This is a genomic window from Streptomyces sp. NPDC030809 (assembly GCF_055572195.1).
Genome location: NZ_JBVIDV010000016.1, coordinates 26262 through 40048, shown reverse-complemented (window position 1 = coordinate 40048; position 13787 = coordinate 26262). Strand labels below are relative to the sequence as shown.

General features: G+C 75.7%; 11 protein-coding genes. 5 read left to right on the top strand and 6 right to left on the bottom strand.

Features of this window, described 5'->3' with window-relative positions; translation table 11 throughout:
• The first annotated feature begins 9 nt into the window (after nucleotides 1–9).
• The 5 genes from narJ to ACZ407_RS21470 all read left to right on the top strand — a co-directional run bounded on the left by narJ (nucleotide 10) and on the right by ACZ407_RS21470 (nucleotide 5727).
• Complete coding sequence (gene narJ / locus ACZ407_RS21490) at nucleotides 10–669, top strand: nitrate reductase molybdenum cofactor assembly chaperone (RefSeq protein ID WP_468130770.1); 660 nt, start codon at nucleotides 10–12, stop codon at nucleotides 667–669.
• Nucleotides 669–1394: a respiratory nitrate reductase subunit gamma gene (gene narI / locus ACZ407_RS21485; protein WP_468130768.1), complete on the top strand. Its 726-nt coding sequence runs from the start codon at nucleotides 669–671 to the stop codon at nucleotides 1392–1394. Before narJ ends, narI begins: the two co-directional genes overlap by 1 nt.
• On the top strand, nucleotides 1391–2656 hold the full coding sequence (locus ACZ407_RS21480; RefSeq protein WP_468130517.1) for a TIGR04053 family radical SAM/SPASM domain-containing protein: 1266 nt from the start codon (nucleotides 1391–1393) through the stop codon (nucleotides 2654–2656). The genes narI and ACZ407_RS21480 overlap by 4 nt, the downstream gene beginning before the upstream one ends.
• A gap of 65 nt (nucleotides 2657–2721) precedes the next feature.
• Nucleotides 2722–4110 (top strand): protoporphyrinogen oxidase, encoded by a 1389-nt coding sequence (gene hemG / locus ACZ407_RS21475; RefSeq protein ID WP_468130515.1) that lies wholly within the window; start codon nucleotides 2722–2724, stop codon nucleotides 4108–4110.
• A gap of 102 nt (nucleotides 4111–4212) precedes the next feature.
• A complete protein-coding gene (locus ACZ407_RS21470) occupies nucleotides 4213–5727 on the top strand; it encodes an alpha/beta hydrolase (RefSeq protein ID WP_468130513.1) in 1515 nt (504 codons plus the stop codon).
• Nucleotides 5728–5834: 107 nt separating this feature from the next.
• On the opposite strand, the gene moeZ is transcribed toward ACZ407_RS21470, so the two are convergent.
• The 6 genes from moeZ to ACZ407_RS21440 form a co-directional block, all read right to left on the bottom strand.
• On the bottom strand, nucleotides 5835–7013 hold the full coding sequence (gene moeZ / locus ACZ407_RS21465) for an adenylyltransferase/sulfurtransferase MoeZ (protein ID WP_468130511.1): 1179 nt from the start codon (nucleotides 7011–7013) through the stop codon (nucleotides 5835–5837).
• A 75-nt stretch (nucleotides 7014–7088) separates the two neighbouring features.
• Complete coding sequence (locus ACZ407_RS21460; protein WP_468130509.1) at nucleotides 7089–7856, bottom strand: spherulation-specific family 4 protein; 768 nt, start codon at nucleotides 7854–7856, stop codon at nucleotides 7089–7091.
• Complete coding sequence (locus ACZ407_RS21455; protein ID WP_468130508.1) at nucleotides 7844–8839, bottom strand: NAD-dependent epimerase/dehydratase; 996 nt, start codon at nucleotides 8837–8839, stop codon at nucleotides 7844–7846. Before ACZ407_RS21455 ends, ACZ407_RS21460 begins: the two co-directional genes overlap by 13 nt.
• Before the next feature lie 129 nt (nucleotides 8840–8968).
• Nucleotides 8969–9958: a hypothetical protein gene (locus ACZ407_RS21450; RefSeq protein ID WP_468130506.1), complete on the bottom strand. Its 990-nt coding sequence runs from the start codon at nucleotides 9956–9958 to the stop codon at nucleotides 8969–8971.
• Complete coding sequence (locus tag ACZ407_RS21445; protein WP_468130504.1) at nucleotides 9955–11646, bottom strand: DUF3492 domain-containing protein; 1692 nt, start codon at nucleotides 11644–11646, stop codon at nucleotides 9955–9957. Before ACZ407_RS21445 ends, ACZ407_RS21450 begins: the two co-directional genes overlap by 4 nt.
• Nucleotides 11647–12033: 387 nt before the next feature.
• The gene (locus ACZ407_RS21440; RefSeq protein ID WP_468130766.1) at nucleotides 12034–13752 is read right to left on the bottom strand and encodes a dipeptide ABC transporter ATP-binding protein; all 1719 of its coding nucleotides are present in this window, start codon (nucleotides 13750–13752) and stop codon (nucleotides 12034–12036) included.
• Nucleotides 13753–13787: the final 35 nt, after the last annotated feature.

The following is a 13787-nucleotide window of genomic DNA, read 5'->3' as shown; positions in this document are numbered from 1 at the left end:
TCGGAACCGATGAGCGGCGATGCCCTGGTGCGCCTGGTCGCCGGCTGCGTCCTGCAGTACCCGGGCGACCGTTTCCACGACGAACTCCCGCGGCTCCGTGCGGCCCTCGCCGGGGCGCCCGCCGAACCGGCCGCACTGCTGGGCGGGTTCCTCGACGATGCCGGGCGGCGGACGGCGGTGGAGCTGTGCGAGCGGTACACGGACACCTTCGACACCCGCAACCGGCGCTGCCTGTACCTGACGTGGTGGACCGATGGGGACACCCGGCGGCGCGGCCTGTCGTTGGTGCGGATCAAGCGGATCTACCGGGACTTCGGGCTGGAGTTCGCGGGCGCGGAGCTGCCCGACTTCCTGCCCGCGGCCCTGGAGTTCGCGGCCCTGCGGGAGGCCGCGGGCACCGAGCTGCTCCAGGAGCACCGGGCCGGGCTGGAGCTGCTGCGGCTGGCGCTCGCGGACGCGGACAGCCCGTACGCGCCGGTGCTGGCGGCGGTCTGCGCCACCCTGCCGGGGCCCTCCCCCGAGACGAAGGAGGCCGCGCGGGCGCTGGCGCGCGGCGGGCCGCCGCAGGAGCTGGTGGGGGCCGGTACGGCGTCGGAGCCGTTCGGCCCGGGGCTCGAACCGCCGGCCGACCTCCCCTGGCCCGCCCTCCCGGAAAGGACCCCGGCGTGATGGACCTGCTCCTGTTCGGCGTACTGCCGTACGTGTCGATCGCCCTGCTGGTCGCGGGCACCGTGTGGCGGGCCCGCCACGACCGCTTCGGGTGGACCGCGCACTCCTCGCAGCTGCACGAGTCGCGGCTGCTGCGGATCGGCTCGCCGCTGTTCCACTTCGGCATGCTGTTCGTGGTGCTCGGCCACGTGGTGGGCCTGCTGATCCCGATGGGCTGGACGGAGGCGCTGGGGCTGAGCGACCACGCGTACCACCTGGTGGCGGTGTCCACGGGCGCCGTGGCGGGGGCGGCGGCGGCCGCCGGCATCGCGGTGCTGGTGTGGCGGCGGCTGCGGGTGCCGGCGGTGCGCCGGGCCACGCTGCGCAGCGACCACCTGATGTACGCGTTCCTGCTCGGCGCGATCGTGCTGGGGCTGACCGCGACGGTGCTGAACTCGACCGGGCAGACGGGCGGTTACAACTACCGGGAGGGCATCTCCCCGTGGTTCCGCAGCCTGTTCGCCTTCTCGCCGGACTACGCGCTGATGCACAGTGCGCCGCTCGCGTTCAAGCTGCACATCCTGTTCGGGTTCACGCTGTTCGCGCTGGTCCCGTACTCGCGGCTGGTGCACGTGTTCTCGGCGCCGCTCGGGTACCTGTTCCGGCCGTACGTGGTCTACCGGCGGCGGGATCCGGCGCTGGCGGCGGAGCGGCGGCCGAAGCGGGGCTGGGAGCGGGTGTCGTGAGCCGGGTGCACGGCGGCGGCCGGGCGGTGGTGCGCCGGCCGCGGCACCCGGTGGCCGAGCGGCCGTTCCTGGTGATCTGGGAGGCCACCCGGGCCTGTCCGCTGGCCTGCCTGCACTGCCGGGCCACCGCGCAGACCGTGCGCGATCCGGCGGAGCTGGACGGGGCGGACGCGCGGCGGGTGATGGACGCGGTCGCGGAGTTCGGGCGGCCGGCCCCGCTGTTCGTGATCACCGGCGGGGACCCGTTCCAGCGTCCCGACCTGTGCGGGCTCATCGCGTACGGCACCGGGCTGGGGCTGCGGGTGGCGGTCTCGCCCTCCGGTACGCCGACGCTGACGCGGGAGAACCTGGCGGCGGTGCGGGAGGCGGGCGCGGTGGCGCTGTCCCTGTCGCTGGACGGTGCGACGGCGGCCCGGCACGACGCCTTCCGCGGGGTGCCCGGGGTGTTCGACTGGACCCTCGGCGGCTGGCGGGAGGCCCGCGCGCTGGGCCTGAAGGTGCAGATCAACACGGCGGTGACGCGGGAGGGCCTGACGGACCTCGCGGACATCGCGGCGCTGGTGCGGCGGGAGGGGGCCGTGCTCTGGTCCGGCTTCCTGCTGGTGCCGGCCGGGCGGGGCGGCGGGCTGGCGGCGCTGTCACCGGCGGAGACCGAGGACGTGCTGCACTTCCTGTACGACTGCGGGGCGGTCATGGCGGTGAAGACCACCGAGGGCCACCACTTCCGGCGGGTGGCGCTCCAGCGGGCGGTGCTCGACGCGAAGGGCGAGCGGCCGCGGCTGGGCCCGCTGTACGGGCTGCTGTCGCGGCGGGCCGCGGAGCTGGGCCTGTTCGAGGGCGGGCGGCGGGCGGTGCGGCGGCCCCCGCTGGACGTGTCCTCGGGGCGCGGGTTCGCCTTCGTCTCGCACACGGGCGAGGTGCACCCGAGCGGCTTCCTGCCGGTGTCTGCGGGCAACGTGAAGGACCGCCCGCTGACGGAGATCTACCGGCGGTCGGCCCTGTTCAGGCGGCTGCGGGACCCGGGGCTGCTGCGCGGGGCGTGCGGGGCGTGCGAGTTCAAGGCGGTGTGCGGGGGTTCGCGGTCCCGGGCGTACGGGGCCACGGGGGACGTGCTGGCGGCGGACCCGTACTGCGGGTACCGGCCGGGCAGTTTCCCGTACCAGGCGGAGGTGCGGGCGCTGCTGGGCGGGGAGGGGGGCCTGCCGGGCGGGGAAGGGGCCCCGGCGGGCGGGGAGGGGCCGGAAGCCCGGCCGAAAGCATGAGGACACAGAGCACATCCCGCCCATATGTTCACTTCAGGAACTTACCTCTCCGGGAGAGCAGCGACATGCGTTCAGTGATCGTGATCGGCGGCGGCATCAGCGGTCTCGCGGCGGCCTGGCAGCTGCGCGGACGGGCCGATGTCACGGTCCTGGAGAGCGCGCCGAAGGTCGGCGGCAAACTCCGCACCGGCACCCTCGCGGGGGTCGCTGTCGACGAGGGCGCCGAGTCCCTGATGGCCCTGCGGCCGGAGGCCGTGGACCTGGCCCGGGCGGTGGGACTGGGCGGCGCGCTGTGCGATCCGGCGCAGGCCCCGGTCACGGTCTGGACCCGCGGTGCGCTGCGCCCGCTGCCGGCCGGGCACGTCATGGGCATCCCCACCGACCCGGTCGCCCTGGCCGGCACCGGGCTGCTGTCCCCGGAGGGGACCGCCCGGGTGACCGCCGAGGAGCGGCTCGACGCCCCGCCGCTCACCGGGGACCTCCCGGTGGGCGCGTACCTCGCGGGGCGGTTCGGGCAGGAGGCGGTGGACCGGCTGGTCGAACCGCTGCTCGGCGGGATCTACGCGGGCCGGGCCGACCGGCTCTCGCTCCGGGCCGTCATGCCGCGGATCGCGGCGCTCGCGGAGCAGGGCGGGGCGCTGCTGCCTGCGCTGCGCCGGATCCGGGCGCAGGGCGCGCCCGCTGCGGCGGCCCCGGCCCCGGCCGCGGTGCAGGGCGTGGCGGGCGGCACCGGCCGGCTCCCGCAGGCGGTGGCGCAGGCCTCCGGGGCCCGGATCCTCACCGGGACGGCGGCCCGTGCGCTGCTGCGGACGGCGGGCGGGCGGTGGCGGGTGCAGGCGGTGACGGACGACGGGCCGCTGACGATGGAGGCGGACGCGGTGGTGCTGGCGCTGCCGGCCTTCGCCGCGGCGGAGCTGCTGCGGCCGCACTCCCCCGCGGCGCAGGAGGAGCTGTCCGCGATCCCGCACGCCTCCACGGCCGTGATCACCATGGCCTTCGCGCGGGACCGCACGCACTTCCTGCCCGCGGGCAACGGCTTCCTCGTCCCGCCGGTGGACGGGCACACCCTCAAGGCGGCCTCCTTCCTCTCCAACAAGTGGTCCTGGCTGCACGATGCGGCTCCCGGCCTGTTCGTCCTGCGCGCCTCGGTCGGCCGGATCGGCGAGGAGGACCTCCTCGACCGCCCCGACCGGCACCTGGTCCGCACCGCGATCTCCGAGCTGCACCATGCGGTGGGGGCGCTGGGGGAGCCGGTCGCGGCGCGGGTCACCCGCTGGGATCGGGGCCTGCCGCAGTACGGGGTGCACCACGTCGAGCGCGTCGGGCGCATCCGCGAGGCGGTGGCGAAGCTGCCGGGGCTGTCCCTCTGCGGGGCGGCGTACGAGGGCGTCGGCGTCGCGGCGTGCGTGGCCACGGGGCGCCGGGCGGCGGACGAGGCCCTGCCCCCGGCCTGACCCGTCCGGGGCGTCCTGACCCTTCCGGGGCTCAGCCCCGGGAGACACCCGCATGGGGCACCGGGCGGGCGCTTGTGCGGGCGCCCGCCCAGGATGGAGCGCATGACGAGATCCCTCGCCACCGCCACCGCGCTCACCCTCGCGCTCACCCTGTCCGCCTGCTCCGACGACGGCGGAACCAACGGGTCCGCAGGAGCGCAGAAGCTCGTGTGGGACTCCTGTCCCGCCCCCTCCGTCGCCGAAGGCGTCGGCGCGGCCCCCGGCGCCGAATGGGAGTGCGCGGCCCTCGACGTGCCCCTCGACTACGCGAAGCCCGACGGCGACACCATCGAGCTCGCCCTGATCCGCGCGAAGGCCCTGGACAAGAAGAGGCGGATCGGCTCGCTGGTCTACAACTTCGGCGGCCCCGGCGGCTCCGGCGTGGCCGGCCTGCCCCCCGCCGCCAAGGACTACCAGCGGCTGCGGGCCCGCTACGACCTCGTCAGCTTCGACCCGCGCGGGGTCGGCCGCAGCGCCGCCGTGCGCTGCGAGGGCGACCGGGAGCTGGACGCGTACTACCAGGGCGACTCCTCCCCCGAGGGCCCCGCCGAGGAGAAGGCGTTCACCGACGGGATCAAGAAGTACGCGGCCGCCTGCGAGGAGAACTCCGGCACCGTGCTCCCGCACGTGGGCACCCGCAACGCGGCCCGGGACCTGGACCGCATCCGGGCCGCCCTCGGCGACGAGAAGCTGCACTACTTCGGCATCTCGTACGGCACCGAACTCGGAGGGGTCTACGCCCACCTGTTCCCGGACAAGGTCGGCCGGGCCGTCTTCGACGCCGTCGTGGACCCGACGAAGACCGCCGAGGAGTCCGCGCTCGGCCAGGCCAGGGGCTTCCAGCTGGCCCTGGGCAACTTCGCGCAGGACTGCATCGACCGCGGCGAGAAGTGCCTGCTGCCGGGCAGCACCGCCAAGGAGGTCGAGCAGGGGATCGTGGCGCTCCAGAAGCGGCTGCGGGCCAAGCCCGTGCCGGTCGGCGACCGCAAGCTCACCGAGACGGCCGCCACCAACGGCATTGCGCAGGCGCTGTATTCGAAGGAGTACTGGCCGCTGCTGGAACAGGGCATCGACGAAGCCGACGGCGGCCAGGGGCAGTTGCTGCTCGCCCTGTCCGACGCCATGAACGGCCGCAACCCGGACGGCACGTACAGCAACCTGGGCGCGGCGAACACCGCCATCAACTGCGCCGATTCCAAGGAGCGTTTCACCCTGGAGCAGACGAAGGCCCGGCTGCCCCGCTTCCGGGCCGCCTCGCCGGTCTTCGGGGACTTCCTCGGCTGGGGCCTGATGGGGTGCAGCTCCTGGCCGGTGCCGGGAGCCTGGCGGACCCCCGACGTGGGCGCGGCGGGCGCGGCCCCGATCCTGGTCGTCGGCAACACGGGCGACCCGGCCACCCCGTACGAGGGGGCCCGCCGGATGGCCGAGAAGCTGGGCCCGGGCGTGGGCGTGGAGCTGACGTACGAGGGCGAGGGGCACGGCGCGTACAACAGCGGGGACCGGTGCGTGCAGCAGACGGTGGACGCCTACCTGCTGGAGGGCAGGGTGCCGGCCGCGAAGAAGGTCTGCCCCGCCTGAGCCGCGGCCCCCGCCCGCCACGCGGGCCGCGACGGCGGTACGGGGAAGGGCCCCGGCCGGTCTCCCCGGCCGGGGCCCTTCTCCGCACGAGCGCTGCGCGGCGCGGCCTAGTAGACCGGCTTCTGCGGTTCGATCTGGTGGACCCAGCCGATCACGCCGCCGCCCACGTGCACCGCGTCCGCGAAGCCCGCGGACTTCAGCACGGCGAGGACTTCCGCACTGCGGACACCCGTCTTGCAGTGCAGGACGATCTTCTTGTCCTGCGGCAGGTCCTGGAGGGCGTTGCCCATCAGGAACTCGCCCTTGGGGATCAGCTTCGCGCCCGGGATCGAGACGATCTCGTACTCGTTCTTCTCGCGGACGTCGATGATCTCGATCTTCTCGTCCGCGTCGATCCACTCCTTGAGCTGCTTCGGAGTGATCGTGGAGCCGAGCGCCGCCTCCTGGGCCTCCTCCGACACGACGCCGCAGAAGGCCTCGTAGTCGATGAGCTCGGTGACGGTCGGGTTCTCGCCGCAGACCGCGCAGTCGGGGTCCTTGCGGACCTTGACCTGGCGGTACTGCATCTCCAGGGCGTCGTAGATCATCAGGCGGCCGACGAGCGGCTCGCCGATGCCCGCGAGGAGCTTGATCGCCTCGTTGACCTGGATGGAGCCGATGGAGGCGCACAGCACGCCCAGCACGCCGCCCTCGGCGCAGGAGGGGACCATGCCCGGCGGCGGGGGCTCCGGGTAGAGGCAGCGGTAGCAGGGGCCGTGCTCGGACCAGAACACGGAGGCCTGGCCGTCGAAGCGGTAGATCGAGCCCCACACGTACGGCTTGTTCAGCAGCACGCAGGCGTCGTTGACGAGGTAGCGCGTGGCGAAGTTGTCCGTGCCGTCGACGATCAGGTCGTACTGGCTGAAGATCTCCATCACGTTCTCGGCTTCGAGCCGCTCTTCGTGAAGGACCACGTTCACGTACGGGTTGATGCCCAGCACGGAGTCGCGGGCCGACTCGGCCTTGGAACGGCCGATGTCGGACTGGCTGTGGATGATCTGGCGCTGCAGGTTCGACTCGTCGACCTCGTCGAACTCGACGATGCCGAGCGTGCCGACACCGGCTGCGGCGAGGTACATGAGGGCGGGGGATCCGAGACCGCCGGCACCCACGGCGAGCACCTTGGCGTTCTTCAGGCGCTTCTGCCCGTCCATCCCGACGTCCGGGATGATCAGGTGGCGGGAGTACCGACGGACCTCGTCAACGGTGAGCTCGGCAGCCGGCTCGACCAGGGGTGGCAGCGACACGGGGACTCCAGGGTCATCCCCGCGGGTGCGGGGAGATTCAAAGGTTGTTCTTCCGTAACACTGCCACGCCCCTCTTCATTCCGAGACACCCCGTCCGATACGCGAGACGATTTCGTCCCAGTAGCCGGGCATCGCCGCCCACGGGTCCCCGCTGCCGGGCCGGCCGGAGCGGTCGGTGAACCAGATGGTCCCCGCCCCTTGCCAGCGGGCGATCCGCAGGGCCTCCTCCAGGTGGGTGCGGGGCACTCCGTGGACGAGGTGGCAGAACCGCTCGGGCGGGTGCTCGGCGGTCCACTCGGCCACCTGGGACCACCGGTAGTCGGCCCAGGAACCGGCGAACGTGACCAGCTGGTCGGCGAGTTCGGCGTATCCGGGGTACGGGTGGATGCCGTGGCCGAGGACGATGCGGACCCCTTTCGAGGCGGGCTCGCCGAGCGTGCGCAGCGTCTGCACCAGCCGCTGCACCCCGGCCAGCGCGGCCGCCCCGGACGGGGCGCCCGCCAGGTAGAAGCCGTCCACCCCGTACCAGTCGCGGAACCGGTGGGCGTCGGAGACCAGCTCTCCGAAGCTCCGCTCGCCGTCTCGCATGGCGAGATGCCCGAGTACGGTGCCGCCGGCCTCGCGGAGCCGCCCGGAGGCCTCGGTGCAGTGCGGGTCGGGCCGCTGTCCGGGGCCGTCCGAGACGTTGAGCACGGCCCAGTGCAGCGGGGTGCCGGGACGGGTGAGCTCGGCCCATTCCACGGGGGCGACCAGCGGGTGGGCGTAGCCGGGGGCGCCGACCCCGATCCCGCCGGCCTCGGCGGCTGCCGGCCGGGCCGCCCCGGTGCTGGTCAGATGCGACATGCCGCCTCCATCCAGATGTCCGCGAGGGACTCCTCCAGGTTGATCCGGGGCCGCCAGCCGAGGCGGTCGCGGGCGGTGCGCACATCGGCCTGCTGCCAGGCCCCGCACCCGTCGGGGTACGGGTAGGAGGGCGGCACGGCGGCGGCGATCTGGTCGGAGGTGGCCTCGGAGCGGGGGGCCCCGATGGCGGCGAGGGGCGGGCGGCTGCCGTAGCCGGGGTGCTGCGGCGGAGCGTCCACCTCGTGCAGGGAGCCGCCGTAGCCGGCGACCCGGGCGAGCACGGCGGCCGCGTCGCGCAGCCGGACGGCCCGCCCGGTGCCGATGTTGACCACGCCCTGGGCGGCGGAGAGCGAGGCCGCGTGCACGGCCCGGGCCACGTCGCGTACGTCGACGAAGTCGCGCTGCACCCCGAGCCCGCCGAGCTTCAGCTCGCTGTCGCCGGACTGCATGGCCCGGCGCATGGCCTCGGCCAGCCGGCCGAGCGGGGAGCCGGCGGGGGTGCCGGGGCCGACGGGCGAGAAGACCCGCAGGACCACGGCGTCGAGGCCGGAGCCGAGGACGAGTTCGGTGGCGGCGAGCTTGCTGACCCCGTACGGGCCGCCCGGTCTGGGCACGGCGTCCTCGGCGGTGGAGGATCCGGGCTGGCTGGGCCCGTACTCGGCGGCGCAGCCGAGCTGGACCAGGCGGGCTCCGCAGCCGCTGCGGCGCAGCGATTCGCAGATGGTGGCGACGGCCACGGTGTTGTGCCGGGTCAGTTCGCGGGCCCCGCCGCGGGTGGTGCCCGCGCAGTTGATCACGACGCCGGGGTGGACGGCGTCGAGGAACCGGGTGAGGGCCCCGGGGCTGCCGGTGGCGAGGTCGAAGCGGACGTCGGCGTCGTCACCGCGGCCGAGGGCGGTGAGCTGGACGGCGGGGTCGGCGAGGAGCCGGTCGGCGACGTAGCGGCCGAGGTATCCGTTGGCTCCGATCAGCAGCACCCTCATCGCGTGCCTCCTCGGTGCCGACGGGGCGTGGCGGTCGGTTGGGCGGTCATCTGTCGTTTCTCCTTCTGAGGCGGGTGTTCCGGATGGGGCTGGGACCGTGGCGTCGGCTCCACGGCCCGTGGACGGCGGTCAGGCCCGGGAATGGGCGGAGGCGCGGGACAGGGCGGCGCAGGCGTGTACGAGCAGCGCGAGGGCGGCGGCGGCGAGCCCGGCGCCGGGGAGCCCGGCGGCCAGGGCCGCGGCCTCGGCGGCGCAGGCCGCGCCGAGGGCCGGGCCGGCGGGGAGGCCGTGGACGGCGAGCAGCCGGGCCTCGAAGAGGAGGACGCCGAGGGCGAGCCCGGTGAGCGGTGCGCCGCCGGTGAGGAGGAGCAGGCCGGCGAGGGCGGTGGCGTGGAGCGCGGTGACGGCGAGGCAGAGCGGGCGGGTGCCCGCGGCGAAGTCGTCCAGGGCCCGACTGGCGGCCAGTCGGCGGCGGGTGCCGGCGGCGAAGAGGGCGGCGCAGCCGACGGCGGGGGCGAGGGACAGGGCGAGGGCGGCGGCGGTGGCCGCGCCGGTGTACCAGCCGTAGCCGAGGAGGAGGGCGGCGGCGGTACGGGTCAGGGCGGGGGCCCGGCCGGGGGCGGCCGCGCGGAGCGGGCCGCGGCGCAGGCAGAGCAGGAGGGCGGCGAGGACGGCGGCGGCGCGGGCGGCGGTCCCGGCGGGTCCGCCGCCGGGCGCCTGCGCGGCGGTGACCGCGAGGGCCCCGGCGAGCAGGGCGTACCCGTACGCGAGGGCGTGCTCGCGGGCGCGTCCCGGGGGCGCGGGTCGCGGCCCGGCCGGGGCGGTCTCGCCGCGGGGGACCCGGGCGTAGAGCTCCTCGGCGAGGGAGAAGACGTCCCGGTGCCGGAACCGGGCGGCGGTGCGGTCGGTGACCCCGTGCGCCTCCAGTCCGACGGCGATCTCCAGCGGGTCGACGGCCCGCTCGCACAGTTCGCGGTGCCGGTGCATGAGCGCCTTGACCGGGTCGGCCGCGCCGCGCCGGCGGGCCGCCGCGTTGACTGCCGTGTTGACGCCCGGGTCAATGCGGGCGGCGGCCGGTTCACCCGGCCGGCCCCCGCTCGCTCCGTGTCCTCGGTTCATACCCGTGCCTCCGCCCCGACATGGGTCCCGGGCGCGGGGTCCGGCCCGGCGGCCGGGTCCGGTGCGCCGGGGCCCGGGGGGCCTGCGGCCGGGTCCGGTCCGGCGGCGCCTGCCGCGCCCCGCCAGGCGCCGGGGAAGCGGGCCTCGGGCGGGAGGCCGAAGGGGACCGCCGGGTCGGCGGGGCCTGCCGGGTTGCGGGCGATCAGGTCCAGGTAGAGGGCGTGGAAGGCGGCGGTGTTCTGCTCGACCGTGAAGAGTTCGAGGGCGCGGGCCCGGGCCGCGGCGCCGAGCCGGGCGGCCCGTTCGGGGTCGCGCAGCAGTGCGGTGCAGGCCTCGGCGAGCGCGCGCGGGTTGCGCGGGGGCACCACCAGTCCGGTGCCGCCGATGACCTCGCACACGGCGCCTGCGTCGGTGGACACGGTGGCCCGGCCGCAGAACATGGCCTCGACCAGGCTGATCGGGAAGCCCTCGACCACCGAGGACAGGACCACGACCCGCCCTGCGGCGTAGGCGTCCGCGGGCTCCGGGGCCTCGGGGCCGCCGATCTCCTCGAAGGAGACGGGGTTGTCCCCGGCGCTGCGGACGTCCGCGGCCTCGTCGGGGAAGAGCTGGGCGGCCAGGGCCCGGCAGTGCGCCAGGTAGCCGGCGGCTTCGGCGGTGCGGACGGGGGCCCCGAAGAGCCGGAGCCGCGCGGCCGGTTCCTCCTTGCGCACCTCGGCGAAGGCGTGCAGCAGCCCGATCAGGTCCTTGGCGGGCTCGATCCGGCCGACCCACACCAGCGTGAGCGGGTCCCCGGCCTCCGGGTCCTCGCCGACCGAGGCGAATCGGTCCGCCTCCATGCCGGGGTAGACCGTGCGCACGCGGGCCCGGTCGGCCCCGCACCGCTCCTGCCAGCGCCGGGCGTGGGTGTTCCCGGGGGTGAGGGCGTCGGCCTGCCGGTAGATCTCGGCGGCGAGCCGCCCGTGGAAGGCCGCCAGGAGGGCGCGTACGGCCGCGGAGCGCGGGGCCCCGGCCTGCTCCAGGTAGTGGGCGCGCAGCTGGACCCCGTACTCGGTGACCAGCAGCGGGACCCCGCAGAAGCGTTTGGCCAGCAGCCCGGGCAGGGCCGCGATCCCGCCGGCGGCGGCGTGGCACAGGTCCACCGCGCCGAGCCCGGTCCCGGGTGCGGTGCCGTACCAGTCGAGCGACAGGGGCCGCAGGGCGCGCTCCAGTTCGTCCGCGAAGGCGAGGAGGTCGCAGACCTGGACCGTGTGCAGGGCGCGGCTCGCGCCGGGGGCCCGGCAGGCCGCCTCCAGGGCGCGTACGGCGGTCTCGGAGCGCAGGGCCGCGTACAGGCCGCCTTCCTCGCGGGCGAGTTCGGCCAGACCGTAGAGCCCGCGGGCGAAGGGTTCGGACGCGCCGGCGGTCACGCCGTCCACCAGTTCGCGGAAGGCGGCGGCGAACCGCCTGCGTTCGCGGCGTCCGTGGCTGCGGCCGTCGTCGGCGGGGGCCCACAGCGGGGCGGTGTGCACCCGGGTGACGTGGGGCGGCAGCGGCACCCGGCCGCGCTCCTCCTGCTCGGCGCTGCGGCTCAGGGCGTAGAGCTCGAACGCGTGCCGGTCGAGGCCGCGCACGAGCCGGTCGCACCAGAGCCGCGCCTCGCCCGTCGCATACGGATAGCCGCCTTCGGTGACCAGTCCGATCCGCACGCGTACACCCCCGCTCTCCCGTTTGGGGCGGCCGCCTTCGGTCCGGGCGACCCGCCGCGGGAGAACTCAAGCGGATCCGCCGGTGGCGCGGCGGACGGTTGTCCGTCGCGCCACCGGAAGGGGTGAAGAGTCGTAACTTTCGGATGCCGAGGGCGTTCCCCCGCGCTAGGCCGTGTCTTCCGGATCTTGCCTGACCCGCGACGCCTGGCACCGCGCCTCGCCGCACTGCGCTCGCTCCGCTCGCTTCGTCTCGGCTCTTCTTGAAGGCCCTTGGATGCCGAGCTGTCGGGCAGACCGAGTACGTCCAGTACGGCGGTCTACCCTCCGCCTTGCGATGCGCGGCACCAGACGCCGCGGGCTTGACCGGCAATATCCGAAAGACACGACCTAGGCCGCCCGGGTTCCGGCTGCGGATCCGGCGGTGGCCGCGGCGGCCGGGTCGGAGTCGGGGCCGGACGCCTGCCCGGTGCCCGGCTCCGCCGCCGGGCCCCCGTCCGTCCCCCCGGTGCGGCCGCGGCGGGCCGCGCGCCGGGCGGCGGCGAGGTCCGGGTCGAGGGCCGGCACGGCGGCCAGCAGCTGGCGGGTGTAGGCGTGCTGCGGGCTGCCGTACACCTCCTCGACGGGTCCCTCCTCGACGATCCGGCCGCCCCGCATGACCGCGACCCGGTCGCTGACCTGCCGTACGACGGCCAGGTCGTGCGCGATGAACACGAGGGCGAGGCCCAGTTCCCGCTGGAGCTCCGCGAGCAGCTCGGTGACCTGGGCCTGGGTGGTGACGTCGAGGGCGGAGACCGGTTCGTCGCAGACGATCAGCCGGGGCCGGGGGGCGAGCGCGCGGGCGATGCCGACGCGCTGCCGCTGGCCGCCGCTGAACTCGTGCGGGTAGCGGTCGTAGTGCCCGGCCTCCAGGCCGACGCGGACCAGGAGTTCGGTGACCCGGGCCCGGACGGCCGCCTCGTCCCGCTCCCCCGCGGCCCGCAGCGGGTCGGCGATGGACTCCCCGACGGTGCGCCGGGGGTTGAGGGAGGAGACGGGGTCCTGGAAGACCATCTGGACCCCGGGCACGACCCCGCGGACCTCCCGGCCCTCGTGGCGGACCTGCCCGCCGGAGGGTTCCAGCAGGCCGACGAGCATCCGTCCGAGGGTGCTCTTGCCGCTGCCGGACTCCCCGACGATCCCGAGGGTCTCGCCGGGGCGGACGGCCAGGGAGACCCCGTCCACCGCGTCCACGGCCGCCTTGCCGCGCCCGAACCGGCGCCGCAGCCCGAAGGTCTCGGCCACCGGCTCGGCGTCCGCGCCGGCGGGGGCGGGGTCCGGTCGCTGCGCCCGCGGCCCGTCCACCCGGGGCACCGCCGCGAGCAGTGCGGCGGTGTACGGCTCGGCGGGGGCGGACAGCAGGGCGGCGGCCGGGCCGTGTTCGACGGCCCGTCCGTGCCGCATGACGAGCAGCTCGTCCACGCTCTCGGCCGCAACGCCCACGTCGTGGGTGACGAGGAGCAGGGCCAGGCCGCGTTCCTCGCGCAGCCCGTGCAGCAGGTCGAGGATCTGCGCCTGCACGGTGACGTCGAGGGCGGTGGTCGGCTCGTCGGCGATCAGCAGCCGGGGCTCGCAGGCCAGGGCCATGGCGATGAGGGCGCGCTGGCGCATGCCGCCGCTGAACTCGTGCGGCCGCAGCCGGGCCTTGCGGGCGGCGTCGGGGATGCCCACCCGGTCGAGCACCTCGGCGGCGCGGGCCCGGGCGGCCCGCCGCGAGACGTCCGCGTGCACCCGGTAGACCTCGGCGATCTGGTCGCCGACGGAGTAGTAGGGGTCGAGGGAGGACAGCGGGTCCTGGAAGACCATGGCGGCGGTGCCGCCGCGCAGGGCGCGCAGTTCGGCGGGGCGGGCGGCGGCCACGTCGAGCCCGCCGACGCGCACGGTGCCTCCGAGCCGGGCGCCGGTGCCGCGGTGCAGTCCCAGGAGGGCGCCGGCCACGGTGGACTTGCCGCTGCCGGACTCGCCCACGATGCCGAGGGCCCGGCCGGGGGCGAGGGTGAGGGAGAGGGAGTCCACGGCCCGCAGCCACTGCCCGTCGCCGACGGGGAAGTCCACGGTCAGCCCGTCGATCTCGACGAGCGGCGGGTCCGTCGGCGTGCCCGGAG